Raw genomic sequence first — 16,999 nt, 5'->3', positions numbered from 1 at the left:
GAACGGGGTTGCGGGGTGCGGCGGCGGTCTGTAGGAGGGCGGTGCGCAGGCGGCCGTCGGCGTCCGTGGAGCCGGGCGCGGATTCCGTGTGGCCAGAGCCCCTCGTCGCCCCGTACGATCGTAGACATGGCTTCAATCGAATCGATTCGACGATCCGTGCCGGATCAGGCGTCCCGGCGCGCCCGCATCGCCGTCTCCGCGCTGTTCCTCACGAACGGGGCCCTGTTTGCGAACATCCTGCCGCGTTACCCGGAGATCAAGTCCGCGCTCGGGTTGGACAACCTCGGCTACGGCTTCGCGATCGCCGCCTTCCCTGCCGGCGCCATCGCTGCCGGGCTCTTCGCGGCGGTGCTGATCCGGCGCTTCGGGTCGTCGCGCATCGCCGTCATCGGCACCGTGCTCACGAGCCTCGGGTTGCTGTCGGCGGCTCTCGCGCCGTCCGGGGTGCTGTTCGCCGTCGCGCTCTTCCTCGGTGGAGCATCCGACGCCATCACCGACGTCGCGCAGAACGCCCATGGCCTGCGGGTGCAGCGGCGCTACGGGCGCTCGATCATCAACGGCTTCCACGCGATCTGGTCGATCGGTGCGGTCCTGGGCGGCGCGATGGCCGCAGTCGCGATCGCGTTGCAGCTGCCGCTCGGTGTGCACCTGGGCATCTCCACGGTCGTCTTCGCCACGGTCGCTCTCGTCGCCCTGCGGTTCTGCCTCCCTGGCCGTGACGACGAGGTCGCCGATGAGGCGGCAGTGGAGCCCGTCGACCTCGCTGGTGCGGTGCGCCGCGGCGTGACCCCGCGCACCGTGATCGCGATCATCGCGCTGACCCTCATCGCGATGGCGGGTGCCGTCGCCGAGGATGCGGGGAACTCGTGGGCGACGCTGTACCTCGCCGATTCGCTCGGGGCCGCCGCGGCGATCGCGCCGCTCGGCTTCATCGCCCTGGTCGGCGCGCAGTTCGTCGGCCGGATCATCGGCGATCCGCTCACGGATCGCTTCGGGCAGCGGTGGGTCGCCAGGGTCGGCGGTCTCATCGCCGCGGCCGGCATGACGCTTGCGCTCGCGTTCCCCACCGTGCCCGGTACGATCCTGGGTTTCGCCGCCGTCGGATTCGGCATCGCCACTCTGATCCCCGCGGCCATGCATGCCGCGGACGAGCTGCCGGGGCTGCGGCCCGGCGTGGGGCTCACGGTCGTCTCGTGGCTGCTGCGCCTCGGTTTCCTGCTGTCCCCGCCGTTCGTGGGATACATCGCCGAGAACGAGAGCCTGCGCGCCGGGCTCCTCGTCGCCCCGGTCGCCGCTCTCGTCGCCGTGTTGCTGGCGGGGTTCCTGGAGAAGCGCCGACCGCGCAGCTGACCTCCGTCTCTGAGATGCGGGTGTCGTTTGGATGTCGGGAGGGCGGGTGCAGGGTGTTCTCGCAGCGATTCGTCCTGCATTCGGGAACGCTCCCGCCGCCTGGCGCGGCTGGGGATCTTGCGTGCAACCCGGGGGTTGCGCAAGAGGATCGCATGTGCAACTCTAGAGTTGCAGCTGGCCGATCGGCCGGCGAAGCATGCAGGTGACCAAGAAAGGGCCCATCATGGTGAACATGACCCACAACGAGGCATCCGTCGTCGATGAGGAGACCTTCTCCGTTCGGCGGAGCATCCAGATCGCAGCCCCCGTCGACAAGGTGTGGCGAGCGGTGGCCGAGCCCGAGCACATCTCCCGCTGGTTCGGGCGCACGGTGCTGGAGGGTGCGGGCGTCGGAGCCACCGGCACGATGACCTTCCCCGACTACGACGTGATCCCGTTGCGCGTCGAGGAGTACGACGAACCGCGACGCATCACCTACCGCTGGAACAACGACGATGCGCTCGGGAAGCTGCCGGAGAGCATCGACGAGTCGACCTCGACCGTATTCACCTTCACCCTCGAAGAGGCCGACGGCGGCACCAGGCTCACGGTCGTGGAGAGCGGATTCGAGCGCACGTCGGATCCGCACTCGAACCTCGAGTCCCACCGCACCGGCTGGGACCTGGAGCTCGACAAGATGGTCGCACTGGTGGAAGGCGAAGCGTGACCACGGAGACTCTGCTGCCCATGTTCGCGGCGCTCGCGGACGAGACGCGCTGGAGCATCCTGACGGCTCTCGGCGAGGGGGATGCGTCGGCATCCGCCCTCGCCGGGCGCCTTCCGGTGTCTCGGCAGGCGATCGCGAAGCACCTCGCCGTCCTGCAGGAGGTGGGTCTCGTCGAGCCGGTGCCGGTGGGGCGCGAGGTGCGTTTCCGTGTGGTCGGCGCCGAGCTCTCCGCCACCGCCGCGAGGCTCGATGTGATCGGGCGCGAGTGGGACCGCCGCCTCGCCGCGATCAAGCAGATCGCAGAGGGGCTGTAGGGCGTCATTCCGCGGCTTCGGAGCCTTCCTGGTCGCGGATCACGTCGCGAAGCTCCTGGTCGAGGTCGGACGCCTCCTCGATCGCGGCCGTCATCCCGGCGAGGAACCGGGTGACCACGGCACGTTCCTGATCGGAGAGCTCGTCGACGAGCGTCAGCATGCGGCGATGCATCGCGCCGAGGGTGGCGCGCACCTCTTCGTCGCTGCTCACCGTCGGGACCACGACGCCCGCGCGGCGATCGGTGGGGTGCGCCTCTCGGCGGACGTGGCCGCCCTTCTCCAGGCGGTCGATGAGCGTGGTCGTCGATGCGGTCGAGATGTTGAGCATCCTGGCGATGTCGATCGGTCGCACGATCCGCCCGGCGCGCTGTTCCCTGAGCAGGAATCGCAGCGCCATGAGGTCGGTCTCGTTCATGCCCATCGAGGAGCGCGTGCGTGCGCGCATGGCGGTCTCGGCTGCGCGGTAGCGCCGCAGCATGTTGAGCACGTCGACGGTGCTGGCGCTCTCTCCGTCCGGATACCAGTAGCCCGAACGTGCGTACTCCTGGGAGTCGTTCATCAGGCGACCACCTCTCCGCCGTCTGCGCCGAGCGCCGTCTCGCGTTCGAGCATCTCGACAGCCCCTGTCGCGACCTCGGCGGGGACGACGAGCAGGAAACCGCCCGTGATCGCATCGTTCTCCGCGGTGATGATGCGCGCGATCCGCTCGCGACCGGCTGCGGGGAACTGCTGGTGCAGCTGGTCGAGCAGGTCGGCGTAGCGGACGTATCTCTCATCCTTGAGGTCTATTGGATCGACCATGACGTCCCTTCTCGTCGTGATTCCATCCTCTCATCGTCGGAAGCGCCTGATGATCGCACATTTTGCTAGACAGTCCAGTAATCAGCTCGTCGAGGTAACATGGGGCGGCGGAGATGGGGAGTGGTGACATGGGGCAGAGGCTGGAGATCGCGACACTGGAACTCGCGCGGGAGGTGGATGCGCTTCGCCGTGCCGACGCGCGGCTCGGGCGCCGGCTCGCTGCGGGGCGCCAGCCGAACGAGACCGATCGTGCCGCCATGCGTCTGATCGCGGAAGCGCCCGCCGATCGTCCGGTGACCCCGCGGGATCTGGCCGGGCATCTGGGAGTGAGCACCGCCGCGGTCACATCGGTGCTCCGTCGACTCGCGGAAAGGGGCCAGGTGGTCGTCTCCACCCATCCCCAGGACGCGCGTTCGAAGATCGTGCGCCCGTCGTTGCGTGACCTGCATTCTCCCGCCGACGAGATCTCGCGGCGGGTCGACGGGATCGAGAGCGAGTTCACACCCGACCAGCTCGCGGTGATCTCACGGTTCCTGCGACGTCTCACCGAGGAGATCTCGGACCTGACCTGAGCCGACTTCCAATTAGCTAGCTAAACTAGTAATCTATTTTCCGAGAGATAAATCGGAGGAGGAGTAATGGGTCAGCTCAGCTATGCCGGAGAGTCGCAGACGTTCGAGGTCGACGACGAGGTGCTCTCTCACCTCCGTCTCGTGGCGGTCACCAAGCTTCGCCGCGGCGAGTCGTTCCCGCTCACGCTGCGTGTGTCGGACTCGCGCACCGAGACGCTGTGGATGCACGCCTCGATCCCGGTCCGCTTCACGATCGACGCCGACGTGGAGTTGCAGCGGCCGGTGCTGGTCAAGATGATGGCGGCGGCGAGCGGCGCCGGGGGCCTCGACCTCACCGACATCGACTTCACGCCGCTGAGCTCCTCCGCGAGGGTGATGCACGCCGTCGCCTGACGACGAGCTCGCCTCCCTCGCCGATGCACTCCTGGGCAAAGCAGTGCAGCTCGCGGGCGGGGAGGTGCGCGGCCACGCAACCGGGGGGTTCGCGTCGCCGCTTCTGACGCTCGGCCATCGAGAATCGGGTCCCGATGGCCGAGCGTCGATTCTGTCAGAGCGCGGTGTATCCGCCGTCGACGAGGTGGTAGCTGCCGGTGATGAAGCTCGCCGCATCGCTGGCGAGGAAGGCGATGAGGTTCGCGACCTCGTCGGCCTGGCCCAGGCGTCCGATCGGGTGCTTGCTCACGAGGAAGTCCTTCGCCTCGTCGCCCATGTTCGCGAGCAGCGGGGTGTCGATGAAACCGGGACCCACGGAGTTCACACGCACGCCCTTGGCGGAGTACTCGAGCGCCGCCGACTTGGTCATGCCGACCACGCCGTGCTTGGCGGTGACGTAGGCGGGGGAGCCGGCGAAGCCGACGCTGCCGAGGATCGAGGCGATGTTCACGACCGAGCCGCCGCCATTCGCGAGGATCGAGGGGATCTGTGCCTTCATGTTGCGGAAGACCGCGTTGAGGTTGATCGCGATGACCTTGTCCCACGCCTCGTCCTCGTACTCGGCCGTCGGAGCGCTGGCGCCGCCGATGCCCGCGTTGTTGACGCCGATGCGCAACGGGGCGAGCGAGTTGGCGAGTTCGATGGAAGAAGCGATCCAGGCCGCATCCGTCGCATCGCCGACTGAAGCCTCTGCCGTGCCGCCGGCCGCGCGGATCTCTTCGACGACCGCGTTCGCGTGCTCCGCGTTCAGGTCGTTCACGACGACGGATGCGCCGTTCTTCGCCAGCAGGAGAGCGGTCGAGCGTCCGATTCCACTGCCTGCTCCCGTCACGATAGCCGAGCGGTTCGAGACGTCGTACTGAGCCACGAGTGACTCCACTTCCGGGCGGGCGCGGTGCCGGGAGATCTTCTCGGACGGTCCGTCCTTCACTCCAGCCTACGCCTCAAAATGTGGAGTGGATTCACGTGAATGGATGTCGGCGACGCGAGGCCGCCGGCACCAGCGGACTCTGCCGGAGCAGGCGAGCCCGACGAGCCTGGCCGGGGCGGTCGTTGGTCGCGCCCGTCGCGACGGAGCGTCCTCGACCGATCGGCGAGGACGCTCCGCGGCATGTGGTGGACGGTCTTCGTCGCCGTTCAGAGCACGCGCACGAGGCGGAATCCGAACATGTTGGTCGCGGTCTCCGACGAATAGTAGGCACTGCGATAGTCCAGTCGCAGATTCTGGGGCTGATAGTTCCACGCGCCCCCACGCACGACGGGGAACGGTACTCCGCCGTCATGCGGGCTCCCGTCGTTCGCTGCGGCGGAGAGATCCTGTACCCAGTCGTCCGCGACGAATTCACGCGCGTTCCCGGTCACGTCGTACAGCCCGTACCCGTTGGGCGCGAAGCTCGCCACCGGCGCGGTGTACGGGTAGCCGTCATCGACGCCGGTGCTGTCCCAGCCGAATCCGTTGGTCTCCTTCGACGAGAGGTCGAAGCTGTTCGCGTACTCGTTCACGCGAGAGAGGTCGTCACCCCAGTAGAACGTCGTGGTCGCACCGCCACGCGCCGCCCACTCCCATTCATCTTCGCTGGGGAGTCGATAGGTTTCCCCCGTCTTCGCACTGAGCCATGACGCGTATGCGCTCGCATCTTCACGCGTGATCGCGACGACGGGAGAATCGGCCGTCTGGGGGAATCCAGGATTCAGGTAGTCCAGCGCAGCGTTGAACTGCATGGCGGAAGGATCCTGCGGGTTCCACCATCGAGCTCCACCGCGAGGACGATACTTCGTCTCTTTGACGAACGCACTGAACTGACCGACCGTCACCTCGGTCGTGCCGAAGGCGAGTGCCTCACTGATCGTGACGTCGCGCTGGGGCGTCTCGAAATCACGACGGTTCTCCGGGACGTTCCAGATCTGCTGTTCCTCCGCTGTCGCCCCCGCAACGTAGTCGCCCTTCGGCACCACGACCATCTCCGGGAGGCCGGGAAGATCACGGAACACCGTGCCCGGTTGCGTCTGAGCGCTGACATCGGCACGCGATCCTTCCACTCGCGCCGGGCGGGTCTTGTCGCGCTTCTTCAGAGAGTCGTCCATCGATGCCACGCGGTACTGCCATTCCGCCACCGAACCCTGAAGGAACATCACGGAATCGAGCACGCCCGGCTGGTATCCGGGCTGCGTGGCGAGATCGAGCAGATAGGTGGATTCCACCTGAAGCCGCTCCAACGCCGTCTTGAAGCTCTCGTACTGCGGGATCCTCGAGCGATCTTCGTCCAGAGCGAGGATCGCTTCGTTCACCGCGGGAACGACGGCGCCATAGGTGGTCTTCGCGTCGGATCGCCACACCAGCGACTCCTCGAGATCGTCGAGTGCGCGATGGGCGGCATCTGCTCCACCGCGACCCATCGGGGATTGGGCGAAGACCGGCGTGGTCGAGGTGGCGACGAGACCCAGCGTCAGGGCGACCGCGGCGGAGACCCGCACCGCCGTCGTGGAACCCTGCGTCGGCCCGGAATCAATATTACGTAACATGTTAAGTGTTCCATTCTGTTGATCGGGGAGTATACCCACCCCGTCTATGGCGCGAGAGTGCGATCTCGACACTTTCTGTCAGAATCGCGATGAAATCGGACTAAGTCCGATGTAAAGCGCTAAGTTCACTGCCTCACGAAGGGGCTGATCCGATCATACGGATCGGGTCGGACATCTCGCCTCACGGAGTTCTGAATCCCCATGGCGCGCATCTCGGCGACCCAGCGTTCCCCGTCGGCCAAGCAGGACAGCTCTAGCGTCGAAGCTCGTAACCCTGTTCGTTTAGTAGGTTGATTGCGATCTCGAGCAGCGTCCCAATGAACTCGATGAGGTCTGCAATCAGCTCCTCGTCTGGTTCGTACAGAGCCCCGCCCATCTGAGGCGTAGATGGGGGCGTCTCGATCGCGTGGCGCAGAGTGGTGATGAACTGCCCGTGCGCGTGGGCCGAGGTTATCGCCCAATAGTTGAAGGTCTGCAATGTGGGGCCCGGAACGCGACTCGCTATCTTCCTTGTGATCGAGGAGGGATCGATCAATGGTGCGCTGAGAACGTCTTCCGGATCGGATCCGAGGTTGCTCGCCGTGGTCCTGAGAAAACGTCCGAGTGCTGCTATTCCCTGTTCGGTCTTGTCATCCGGCGTTCGCGCTTTGCGCAGAGCGTTGGTCAGCTTCAGCCCGTGCCTGTGCTCGATACGAGCAATCTCAAGTGCCCTGCGGACTCTAGAAGGGGAATCGGTACCATCCAGAATCCAGATCACCTCCACGAGCCCCTCCAACACAGGACGGAACAAGGTGTAGTCAGCCTGCATATGAAGGAGCAACACGTCCTCTTCGGGGCTGGCGGCAAGCTCCGCCCAGGCGGATACGTGGTCTGCAACGGTGAGGACGAGCCCGGAGACTATGGCATGAGGGATGACGATGTTTCCTGCGAGGGCTTGATCTTCCTCCGCCATCGACCCCTTTCGAACCGTGGGCACTCCACTCTTGATCGCCGCCGCGAAGTCCCGGAATCCTTCGACAGCACCGCTGAGAGTCTGCAAGGTGGAACGCTGTGTCATAGCACTGAGCGTACGGGGGGATCGAGCGTCATCTGATAATCCGAGATCGCAGATTGCCGTCCTGGGGTGGTTCTACTTCTTGACGCGGTAGCCGAGTCTCTTCACGGCTTTCGCGAGGTACACGTTCGCACTGGAGGAGTCCAGTCGGGTGTGCACCAACGGCAGCTGCGGGAACGAGTCCTCGGCAGGCGAGAACAGCGTCACCATCGGGCCGAAGTCGATCGATGACACGTGGTAGAGCCCGTCGATGCTCGACCCAAGTTGGTCATGGATCGCATTCGCCCAGTTCCGTGTGTATCGCTTAGGCCCCATCTGGATCGAAGAGGTCGTCCCGTTGATTACAGGCCAGTTGCTGGTGAGATCCAGTAACCGAAGCTCACGCGTCGGACGCCAAGCCGCGAGGGTGTTTCCACGAACGCGCCGATTGATTAGTCGGCCCTTCTGAAAAACCTCGCCGAGAGCTGTCGTAGATCCAGCAGCTGCGTACATCACGCCATAATCAGCATGATGCTGCTGTGGCTCGGGATGCGGGTCAAAGCGCATGGTTCTGATCGGCCCGAAGTGCCGCAGCTCATCCCACGCCTGCGGGTGAGGACCTCTTGTAGCGAAGACCCGCCAGAGGATCCCATCGAATGATCTCAGGTGCTCACGAGCGTCGAGTGTGAGCGGCGCCGGGGGTGTTGCGGGGACTTTCGCGTTCGACGGGCTCACGTGATGTCGGCGTCTTCGAGGATGTCCACTACGGGTGCAGGATCCTTCGCGGCAGCCAGCCACTCGATCGGCGTCATCCATTCCTGGGGGTCGACAGACTCATCGCTCGACCGCAAGTCGTCTTGAGGTGTAGTCATGAAGCCTTCGACGTCGGCCGGATCCCAGTCGGACGGGATCGCTCGGACGAGCAGGGGAAGGTGGGGGATCGTCGAGACCTTTTCGCCGGGAATGAACTGCCATCGAGGGTAGAGGCGGATCCTTCCCGCCCGGAAGCCGTACAGGGTGTTCTTGCTCTGGCGGTGACGCACACTGGAGGCATCGATGCCGAGGAGCGCTGCGACTTCGGATGCGGTGTAGGTGTTGGTTAGGGCGCGCACGTGAGTCTCGCGTTCGAGTTTGGCGAGCCCACCGCTGGTGACGAATGCGGCTGCCTCGGCGAACTCCTCCGGAGTGAAATCGCCGGACTCGATCAGGAAGTCGGCTTGCTGCTCTGTGAGGCCCAGCTCGGTCGATTGACGGTCGGTCATGGCATCGGCGAGCTCGTCGATGAGTGCGTTGAACACGGATACGTCGACGTTTGACGTCTTCGCCACCTGTGCAAGGCGCTCAACACCGGCTTGTACGTCGGTCTTTTCTGGGGCCTTGGTCGCCACGACGAGCTTCGGTTTCCCGTCGAGGAATCGACCTGTCGCGGTGCCGCGGTTCACAGTCGTCTCGCGGGCGGCGACGCGAGCTGAGGAGGCACGGGTGCGACTCTTCTTCACAGCCATCTTGCCTCCTCGTGGCGGCATCTAGTTAGTGCGTACACGCATTATCTTACGCGCGCTTTTGCGTGTATGCATCCCCGTGTGGTGCCGAAGGTGAGAGCGGTCAAGCGCTCCTGGACCGGGAGCAGCGGCGTTGTAGGGGGCATGTCGTGCGCCTTCAAGGCGGCTCCCCAACTCTTGCCACCTTCCTGCCCGGCGCAACGCTTTCAACGCGTAGCAATCAACGAGGATGTCGTTGGCCTACGCTTGAATGCTTGCGTGGGGAAGAGCAAAAACACTCGTAGAAACAAGCGGCCTCGATCTCAACGGTCGGCGGTGAGCACCGTGCAACGGGAGCCAGACGCACTCGAACTGGCCTTGTCAGCGTACGATCCGGACGAGCTCTGGACGTTGATTTTCGCCGCCGCCACGTCCCCGGGCAACAGGCATCGGTCGGTGACATTGGGAAGCAGCTTCGCGGCTGCGCTACGAGCCTCCGCCGCTCCGGCGCCGGACGAGTACCAACCGCTGCCGTCGATCCAAGCACTGTCCGATCTAGCGGCTACCACCTATGGGATCGGACTGGAGCGTGAAGATTTTATCGCCACCGACCCCACCCGAACTGTCTTCCTCGCCGTCGGCGCTGAGCCGCTGCGCGCGGTGCCTGGCCTCACCGAACGGCCGGTCGCCGACCTCACGCGTGCGCTCAGAATGGCGGAAGCGGTAGACGGTCGCCTCCACCGGCGATTTCGATTCGGTATCGCGAACGTGGTGAACGTGGCGATGAGGTACGGCGATTTCTGCGTGCGCCACCTTGCGGACGCATGGGTACCAGCCCCGGACCTGGAGCTCAACGATGAGGTCTCATTGCCGGACGTTGAGTATGAAGCGACGCGGGCCTTCCTCAACCTGGATCCCCTCGACCACATCGAACTCGGTGAGGCTGACAAAAGGGCGTTGGAATGGATGACGAACTCCGCAAGTAGGGCCGCGTTCGACGTGGAGAGTCTCTCCAGTCCGTTCGAAAGGTTCCTTCGCTTTGCTGACACGGCGGGTGGACACCGATGGGTGCCGCCACTCTTCATCCCGGAGATCATGGCTCATGCCGCCCGAGAGCTGGTGTCTGCGCTCGACCGAGACAGCCAAGCACGAAAGGCCCTCCGGAGCTCTTGCCTGAACCAGATCCGTCAAGCCCTGTGGCGTTTCTCCCACCAGTTGATCGAACCCCCGCCCTCCAGCGAAGGCGCCGCCATCCCGCTTCGAGGGATTGACGTTCAGTGGTTGGTACCAGTGAATCCGTCCACTTTCATCGCCGTCTCGGTCATCTACGTCCCCGACCTGGGGGCCTCGCCGCCGCCATACATCGGCTCAGTGGAGCTGGCGAAACAGGTGAGGGCGCAATCCGGCCCTGTGCCGGTGCGGATGGCGGGCGGGCGACGCGGAACCATCAAGTCGGGCGCGGAGGTCATCCCGTTGACGGTGTTCGCGGCGCCCGGTCACATCGCTGTGCCGCAGGCGGTCGGCGAGGCAAAACTCGCGCTTGAAGACCTGACATGGATTGCGGAAACTGCCACGTCCGACGATGATCTTTACGCATTCGCGCGGGATCTGAGCGCTCCCGATTTCCCTGAGAGCTTCGGGTGGGAGGCGATCAACTACTGGGAGCCGTGGAAAGCTAATGGCAAGTCTTTTTTCAAGGGTGGTGTGGTACCCAATGCCGTCTACTTTGAAGCGCACGCGGGCGAGGCCGAGTGGGATCGAGCGGTAGAGCTATCGGATCTCGAAGTGGCGCTCATCGGGGTTGGGCTTCCACCGATTCGAGACCTCCGAGCGGCAGAAGTCGCCCCGGGGCCCGTCGCAAACGTCGCGATAATCGCAGGCGACCCCACGTATGACGCCACCCGCGGTGTCAACACCGCGCCGAGTGTTGACGGGTGGTCGCTCGCTCTCACCGAACCCCCCGTTGCCGTGGCACGGGGGGTTCTAGAGGCAGCATCTACCGACCACCGACGGTTCGTCTTCGACTTATGCGGCGGGCTAATCTACGGCTTCGCTGCGCTTGGTGATCGATGGCGTTCCGCGCACCAGGCGATCGATGTGCCCGGATACGTCCTCTACCTCCACGTATCGGAAGCAGTCCCGGGTGAATCGTCCGGCGTGGTCACGCCGTATCTCGACCCGCATGTGCGTGCCATCGACGAACCGGTCAACGTTTTGTGGCGCATCGATGTCGAGGGCTTCGCCGACTCAGCGAATGGAGATCCGCAGGCGGCGAATCTCCTAACAGCGGACGCAGTGTTCGATCTGCTCCGCGCGGGAGGCATGGATGTCGACACCGCAGCGGCGCTCCGCGACCAGTGGCGCTCAGCGAAACCCTTTCTCATCTTGGAGATGAAGCAGGCACGGACCACTCTCAATCACCTGCCTGATCCGTGGCGTCTACGACCCTCTGACGAAAGCCGTATGGTTGCGGCGTTGGGGCGACGACTCCACGATGCCGGCGTTCAACCTGGCGAGTACCGAGCGGATGATGCGAATCGACTTATCCGCGAACATCTTGCGCCCCTTGCTCTCGAAACCCTGACTGAAGGAATCAAGAGCCACGATGGGAGCGAGGTGGTGCTGACGGGTATGGAGCAACTGGCGAGGGTGATGGACAGCGCCATTCATCAGCAAGACGATCTATCCCGAGTCGCAGCGAATCTCTCGACCGAATGGGATCCGCTCACCCGCACGGCCGAACTCTCGGCGGAGACACTTCAGCTTCGTCAATGTAACGAGATCGTGGTGGAAGCCGCCCTGCGCATCCTGGACAAGCCGGCGGCGACGAAGCCGATCACTCCTCAGGCATGGAGCGGTCTCCTTGCCGCCGCAGATGCGTACCTCACCGCGACCACATTGAGCGAGCGGATGTATCACCAAGTCGCGCCCGCAGTCATCACCCTCAGCCCGATGTACGAGCTGACCGTGGACGACGATCCGCATCCCGACGCATCGGCGTGGGGCCTACGAAACGACGAACTGACCCGTGCAGCTGCGGGCATTCGGCTGCACGGCACGCAAGACGACGACTCGCTGCAACAGGCGAACGAAGAAGACCACGTCGAAGATGCGTTCCAGCAGGCATGGGGAGCGACGTCGCAGGACATGTTCTCCACCCTCGCCGCGCTCGCAAAGTGGGAGACGTTTGAGCCAGGCAGGACGACTGCCCACGTCACCGTGGCCGAGGCCACAGTGTGGGTCTGTGATGCGCTGGGCTCGGGCGCGGATGAGTCGCAAAGATCGCGTGTCGAAGCTGCCATCGAGATGCTCACGAGCACGGCCGTCCAGATGCAAGCCGTGGAGTGGAAGCCCTGGCAAACGCGCACTCGGCGCCATCGGCTCCTCGTGCAACCGCTGGTGCAAGATTCGGATGGACGACTCATTGTCAGCCCCCAGTACCTGCTGACCTCCTTTCAGGTCTACTACCGCCACCTCCTCCAAGGGGTTCTTCCCTGGGCGGGAGACGTTCCTCAGCCTGTCAGCAACGCGCTTGCGGACCGCCGTGCGCGCCGCAATATTCGGTTCGAGAGATTCCTTCAGAACCGGCTAGAGGAACTCGGCTACACCACGGTCGCCCGCGTGAAACCCAACGACCACGCGCGGCTCGGCGTGCCGACTCTCACCACCGAGGTCGACCTCGTGTGCGGACGCCCTGGCGATAGCACCATCTGGTTGATCGAGGCGAAGGACCCTGCGTCGGTGCATGGATTCGCTGAGACGGCGCGACAACTGCGCACCTTCTTCCGCGACCAGGTAGGAGACCGCGGGACCAAGCCCAGCTACACAACTCAGCTCGCCCGCAAGGAGAGCGAACTAGCGCCCCACGTCGCGAGCATTGCGACGCGTCTCGGGATCGGCGACCCCCCTGACGGCGAGGAGTTTCACCTAAGCACCCTCTTCGTAACCCGAAACCTCACTCCGGCAAGCTACGTCGACGAGCAGTTTCAGGTTGAGACGGCGACGGAGTTTCTCGCAGCTCGAGGCCACACACATTAGACGACGTGTGAGCGGTGCGCGCTACGCCGTTGCGTTGCCACGAGCTCTATCGCCACTTCTGACCTTCGATAATCCGGGCCAGAGCTGCTACGTCGCCGCCACGCCTGAACCATTCCACAGGGCTGTGCTGACCGTCGGTGACCATGGTCGACTGCGGCGTCGCCATCAGAGCAGATACCGACATCCATCCCTTGTCTTTTACGATGTCGATGATCTCGGTTAGGTGCGGTAGGAGTTTCCCCGGCGAGGAGAGGCTGAACTGCCACGACGGAAAACGCCGGGACTGTGCAACATCGACCATGTACAACTCGCCGCGGTCGGCGGCAGCAAAGAGCGACTCTTCGTCCATATGCAAGAAGCCAGCGGCTGCGGAAGCAGATACGGTCTGGAGCACGCTCGTCAGAAGAGTGCTCGCTACACTCGCGAGAAGACCCCCGCGAGCAACTTCGATCGATGTCGCCTCGAGCGACTCTGGCGTGAACGCCTTGGACTGGATGAGATAGCTGACCTCCTGCGGAGTCAGCTCTTCCTGATCCGCGATCGGTCGCTCTGCGCGGAGCTGGTCAGTCAGCGCTCGAACGATGAAGTCCCCGTCCGCGTTCAACCGGCCGACGGCGTCGACGAACGCCGCGATCGCATCGGTGGATGGCTGTGCCTGCCAAGGGCGGGTTCGTGGCTGGCCTTTGGTTTCATCCATGTGCGACAGCGTAGATGAGCCTCCGCTGGAAGGGGAGGTCTCCCGGGGAATCGACGGCGCGCATCCCATAGAGCCGATGACAGTCGGCGAGATCGCAGACGTCGTCTGCTGGGCCCGGGCGCGCCTGCGGGTCTGGTTGGGGCGCGTTCGCTCGCTACCCAAGAGAACCCCGACGCTATCGAACGCCTCTGCTTGCTTGGTTCAACCGGATGGGAGAACAGCACTGGTGCAGAATGTCACTGGAGCGCCTGTTCGGCGTCGACGTTGACCCGGAAGGACTTCGTGGGCCACTACAACCTCAACCGAATGGGCTGGCAGCAATTCGAGCACATGCTCCAGGCGCTCGCGAAGGCTGAGTTGGGCAATGGTGTCAGGCCGTTTGGTTCAGGTAGGGACGCGCAGCGCGACGCTACGTTCGACGGCCGCGTCGACTTCCCGGTCGGGGCGGGCGCGAAATGGGATGGCTACGGCGTCATTCAAATGAAGTACAACGAGAAACCGGTCTCAACGACGGCTGACTGGCGGTGGTTCCTTGACGAGGTCCGCTCCGAGCTGCGTGGCTGGCTCGTAAAGAAGAGGGTCGGCGAGAAGACGCCGGAGTACCTGCTTTTCTCCACCAACGTCGTGCTGACCGGGACGAAAGACACTGGCGGTCGTGACCAGTTCGACCAGCTTCTTGCCGCCAACGCAGAAGACTTGGGGCTGCGTGGATGGTACGTGTGGGACTACGACGAGATTCGCGTCATGCTCGACACCCACACGTCTATTCGACAGCGATACCTAGAGCAGATCGTCACCGGCGACTTTCTTGCGCAAGTCGCCGAATTGCTCCCCGAGAAGACGGCTCTCGAGGCGGATCGGCTCGCTGGGCACGCCGTCGCCGAGCTGATCAACCGGCAATGGGTTCGAACGGGCGATGCGGGGTACAACGATGCGTCGAAAGTGACACTCGCGGACATTGCAATCGATCTGCCCTTCACGGCGGGCGTGACCGCGGACGCGGAAGGCCAGTCGCGGAGGATGACCGCCGCCGAGACGGTGCGCATCGGCGACCTCCACCTGTCAACCACCGCCGGCCGTGGGCCCCATGGGGTGGTCATCGTCGGAGGCCCGGGTCAGGGCAAGAGCACGATCGCCCAAGTGATCGCCCACACGTATCGTGTCGCCTTCCTCGCTGACACGAACGTCGAGGAGTACGGCGAGAGGGCTAAGCGCGCCTTCGATGGCCTCGACACACGGCTCAGGAAGGCGGGTATCCCGAACCCGCAGAAACGTCGATGGCCGTTCGTGATCGAACTGGCGAAGGCGGGGGCCGTGATCGCATCCTCCCCGTCGACGTTTTCGTTGCTCACCTACATCGCCGATTCCATACTGATTCGGGGGAAGAAGTCGGACCCGAGTGCGTTGCTGGACTGGTTGCGCACCTGGCCGTCATGCCTCGTGCTCGACGGCCTTGATGAGGTGCCTGACGCGAAGATCCGCAGCCGGCTCATCGAGGCGGTCACAGCGCTGGTGAGCGAGCTGAGCTCGGAGAAGGCGGACGTGCTCTTCGTCGCCACAACACGCCCACAGGGGTATCGACGGGAGTTCGACGACGCGTTTCCCTGCACGCAGATCACCCTGTCTGAACTCACCGAGACGGAAGCGATCAGCTACTCGGAAGCTCTCACCGCGTTGCGGGCAGCCAATGATCCAGACCTCGCTGAGCAGGTTGCACAAAGGCTCATCACGGCGGTCCACGAACGAGTCACGCAACGACTGATGACCACACCGTTGCAGGTGACGATCATGACGGCTCTCGCTGAAGAGGCAGTCGACCTTCCGACGGATCGATTCGAGCTGTTCGACCGGTACTATCGCGTCGTCTACGACCGTGAACTGGCGAAAAGCGAAGCCTTCACGGAACTGAAGTCGCTGCGCCCCCACATCGACCATCTTCACGAGCAGGCCGGGCTCAAGTTGCAGGCACGAACTGAGCGACCAGGGAACTCGGACGCTGTCCTCACGAAATCCGAGATCTCGCGTATTCTTCGCCACCGGCTCAGCTCGGCCGGATTCGAAGAGAGTGAATCGGAGTCGATCGCGACGACCCTCCTCAAACTTTCGACGGAACGACTGGTCATGCTCGTCTCTCCGAAGACATCGAAGTACGAGTTCGAAGTGCGATCGTTGCAGGAATATATGGCGGCTCGCGCGATCACCGATGGTGACGAACAGGTCGTCTTGCAGAACCTGCGCGAACTCGTTCCATCGAGTCACTGGCGCAACACGTGGCTGCTCGCGGCGGGACGCCTGCTGAAGCGTCGAGAGCACCTCATCGATGACGTCATCGACATCGTCGTTCGATACGACATTCAATCTGCCGAGTCGCCGATCACAGCCCTCGGCGCGAGCCTCGCTGGCGACCTCTACCTAGACAACTTCGGGATCGAGTTCCCGGCGACACGACGCAAACTCCTCAGCGCCGCTGTGAACCAGTTCGCAGATCTCGCTGATGGCATGCCGGCCGGCGTTGCGAACCTTCTGGCGACTGCGTTGGAACAAAGCGAGCGAGAGCACGCCATCGTGCTTGATGCCCTGCACGAGCTCAGCCGCGAGAACCCGTCCAACCTTGCCACCCGCGCATTGAGCGACAATCGCACCGGTATGTCAGATCTCGCCAAGCAGGCACGAACGACGTTGACCGAGGGTCGGAAGTACATTAGACCCGAACCCGGACCGATCCACGCTGATGCGGCGATCCTCGCACGTGCTCTCGCCCGGGCATCCAACCCAGGCGCGGAGGTCCTACTCCTTGTCGAGCAACTGCAGACGCCTGGTGCTGTCTGGCGGGGACGTTCGCTCGGAGTCTCGGTCGACATGCTGATTGCCCTTGAGAGAGACGCCGCTCGCCCCGCCCTTGCAGCTGCCGCGAAGAGCTTGTCTCAGAGCAGCCCGGCAAGCGCCGCCCTCAGTATCGAGCTCCTCCGGTTGCACGCCGCGTCGAAGCTTCGAGGCGACACGTTCGCAAAGTAGTCACACCGCCGTCGCGCACGACTCAAGCACAAGCACA

General features: G+C 64.1%; 15 protein-coding genes and 1 pseudogene. 7 read left to right on the top strand and 9 right to left on the bottom strand.

Translation table 11 applies throughout. The features are described from left to right. Positions 1-126 precede the first annotated feature (126 nt). From ACLFA2_RS07235 to ACLFA2_RS07225, 3 genes are all read left to right on the top strand, one after another. Positions 127-1,350: an MFS transporter gene (locus ACLFA2_RS07235; protein WP_292765988.1), complete on the top strand. Its 1,224-nt coding sequence runs from the start codon at positions 127-129 to the stop codon at positions 1,348-1,350. A gap of 232 nt (positions 1,351-1,582) precedes the next feature. Next, positions 1,583-2,056: an SRPBCC domain-containing protein gene (locus ACLFA2_RS07230; protein WP_426622280.1), complete on the top strand. Its 474-nt coding sequence runs from the start codon at positions 1,583-1,585 to the stop codon at positions 2,054-2,056. Continuing rightward, a complete protein-coding gene (locus tag ACLFA2_RS07225) occupies positions 2,053-2,370 on the top strand; it encodes an ArsR/SmtB family transcription factor (protein ID WP_021198423.1) in 318 nt (105 codons plus the stop codon). Before ACLFA2_RS07230 ends, ACLFA2_RS07225 begins: the two co-directional genes overlap by 4 nt. 4 nt (positions 2,371-2,374) lie before the next feature. On the opposite strand, the gene ACLFA2_RS07220 is transcribed toward ACLFA2_RS07225, so the two are convergent. After that, positions 2,375-2,929 (bottom strand): MarR family winged helix-turn-helix transcriptional regulator, encoded by a 555-nt coding sequence (locus tag ACLFA2_RS07220; RefSeq protein ID WP_021198422.1) that lies wholly within the window; start codon positions 2,927-2,929, stop codon positions 2,375-2,377. Beyond that, on the bottom strand, positions 2,929-3,171 hold the full coding sequence (locus tag ACLFA2_RS07215) for a hypothetical protein (protein ID WP_426622279.1): 243 nt from the start codon (positions 3,169-3,171) through the stop codon (positions 2,929-2,931). The genes ACLFA2_RS07220 and ACLFA2_RS07215 overlap by 1 nt, the downstream gene beginning before the upstream one ends. Positions 3,172-3,299: 128 nt before the next feature. Here ACLFA2_RS07215 and ACLFA2_RS07210 point away from each other — a divergent pair, with 128 nt between their 5' ends. Together ACLFA2_RS07210 and ACLFA2_RS07205 are read left to right on the top strand one after the other, a co-directional pair. Beyond that, the gene (locus ACLFA2_RS07210; RefSeq protein ID WP_426622278.1) at positions 3,300-3,743 is read left to right on the top strand and encodes a MarR family winged helix-turn-helix transcriptional regulator; all 444 of its coding nucleotides are present in this window, start codon (positions 3,300-3,302) and stop codon (positions 3,741-3,743) included. A gap of 66 nt (positions 3,744-3,809) precedes the next feature. Continuing rightward, positions 3,810-4,136, top strand: a complete 327-nt coding sequence (locus ACLFA2_RS07205; protein WP_021198419.1) for a hypothetical protein — start codon at positions 3,810-3,812, stop codon at positions 4,134-4,136. Between the two features lie 154 nt (positions 4,137-4,290). On the opposite strand, the gene ACLFA2_RS07200 is transcribed toward ACLFA2_RS07205, so the two are convergent. The 6 genes and pseudogenes from ACLFA2_RS07200 to ACLFA2_RS07175 form a co-directional block, all read right to left on the bottom strand. Next, positions 4,291-5,043 carry an SDR family NAD(P)-dependent oxidoreductase gene (locus ACLFA2_RS07200; protein ID WP_029265225.1) on the bottom strand — a complete coding sequence of 251 codons (753 nt, stop codon included), beginning with the start codon at positions 5,041-5,043 and terminating at the stop codon, positions 4,291-4,293. Positions 5,044-5,312: 269 nt separating this feature from the next. After that, positions 5,313-6,698: a formylglycine-generating enzyme family protein gene (locus ACLFA2_RS07195; protein WP_426622277.1), complete on the bottom strand. Its 1,386-nt coding sequence runs from the start codon at positions 6,696-6,698 to the stop codon at positions 5,313-5,315. A 253-nt stretch (positions 6,699-6,951) separates the two neighbouring features. Next, complete coding sequence (locus ACLFA2_RS07190; RefSeq protein ID WP_061016784.1) at positions 6,952-7,755, bottom strand: hypothetical protein; 804 nt, start codon at positions 7,753-7,755, stop codon at positions 6,952-6,954. Between the two features lie 72 nt (positions 7,756-7,827). Continuing rightward, the gene (locus ACLFA2_RS07185) at positions 7,828-7,986 is read right to left on the bottom strand and encodes a hypothetical protein (RefSeq protein ID WP_231728786.1); all 159 of its coding nucleotides are present in this window, start codon (positions 7,984-7,986) and stop codon (positions 7,828-7,830) included. Between the two features lie 12 nt (positions 7,987-7,998). After that, positions 7,999-8,547: pseudogene (locus ACLFA2_RS07180) on the bottom strand (RES domain-containing protein); the annotation flags it as partial. Further along, positions 8,463-9,236 carry a hypothetical protein gene (locus tag ACLFA2_RS07175; protein ID WP_061016786.1) on the bottom strand — a complete coding sequence of 258 codons (774 nt, stop codon included), beginning with the start codon at positions 9,234-9,236 and terminating at the stop codon, positions 8,463-8,465. The gene ACLFA2_RS07175 and the pseudogene ACLFA2_RS07180, both read right to left, overlap by 85 nt. A gap of 312 nt (positions 9,237-9,548) precedes the next feature. On the opposite strand from ACLFA2_RS07175, the gene ACLFA2_RS07170 reads away from it, so the two are divergent. Next, on the top strand, positions 9,549-13,250 hold the full coding sequence (locus ACLFA2_RS07170) for a hypothetical protein (protein WP_426622276.1): 3,702 nt from the start codon (positions 9,549-9,551) through the stop codon (positions 13,248-13,250). Positions 13,251-13,296: 46 nt separating this feature from the next. Here the strand turns inward: ACLFA2_RS07170 and ACLFA2_RS07165 are convergent, their stop codons facing one another. Further along, a complete protein-coding gene (locus tag ACLFA2_RS07165; RefSeq protein WP_061016790.1) occupies positions 13,297-13,947 on the bottom strand; it encodes a hypothetical protein in 651 nt (216 codons plus the stop codon). A 264-nt stretch (positions 13,948-14,211) separates the two neighbouring features. Here ACLFA2_RS07165 and ACLFA2_RS07160 point away from each other — a divergent pair, with 264 nt between their 5' ends. Continuing rightward, positions 14,212-16,962, top strand: coding sequence for an NACHT domain-containing protein (locus ACLFA2_RS07160; protein ID WP_149084206.1), 2,751 nt, complete (start codon positions 14,212-14,214; stop codon positions 16,960-16,962). The last annotated feature ends 37 nt before the right edge of the window (positions 16,963-16,999 follow it).

Source organism: Microbacterium sp. As-52, assembly GCF_049949185.1.
GTDB lineage: Bacteria > Actinomycetota > Actinomycetes > Actinomycetales > Microbacteriaceae > Microbacterium > Microbacterium maritypicum_A.
The sequence above is the reverse complement of the archived record's forward strand: the minus strand, read 5'-3'. Positions and strand labels throughout refer to the sequence as shown.

Excerpts from the sequence above, each read along its gene's own strand:
- ACLFA2_RS07190 (WP_061016784.1), bottom strand. The coding sequence starts at position 7,755 with ATGACACAGCGTTCCACCTTGCAGACTCTCAGCGGTGCTGTCGAAGGA.
- ACLFA2_RS07195 (WP_426622277.1), bottom strand. The coding sequence starts at position 6,698 with ATGTTACGTAATATTGATTCCGGGCCGACGCAGGGTTCCACGACGGCG.
- ACLFA2_RS07175 (WP_061016786.1), bottom strand. The coding sequence starts at position 9,236 with ATGGCTGTGAAGAAGAGTCGCACCCGTGCCTCCTCAGCTCGCGTCGCC.
- ACLFA2_RS07205 (WP_021198419.1), top strand. The coding sequence starts at position 3,810 with ATGGGTCAGCTCAGCTATGCCGGAGAGTCGCAGACGTTCGAGGTCGAC.
- ACLFA2_RS07230 (WP_426622280.1), top strand. The coding sequence starts at position 1,583 with ATGACCCACAACGAGGCATCCGTCGTCGATGAGGAGACCTTCTCCGTT.
- ACLFA2_RS07210 (WP_426622278.1), top strand. The coding sequence starts at position 3,300 with ATGGGGCAGAGGCTGGAGATCGCGACACTGGAACTCGCGCGGGAGGTG.
- ACLFA2_RS07235 (WP_292765988.1), top strand. The coding sequence starts at position 127 with ATGGCTTCAATCGAATCGATTCGACGATCCGTGCCGGATCAGGCGTCC.
- ACLFA2_RS07165 (WP_061016790.1), bottom strand. The coding sequence starts at position 13,947 with ATGGATGAAACCAAAGGCCAGCCACGAACCCGCCCTTGGCAGGCACAG.
- ACLFA2_RS07215 (WP_426622279.1), bottom strand. The coding sequence starts at position 3,171 with ATGGTCGATCCAATAGACCTCAAGGATGAGAGATACGTCCGCTACGCC.
- ACLFA2_RS07220 (WP_021198422.1), bottom strand. The coding sequence starts at position 2,929 with ATGAACGACTCCCAGGAGTACGCACGTTCGGGCTACTGGTATCCGGAC.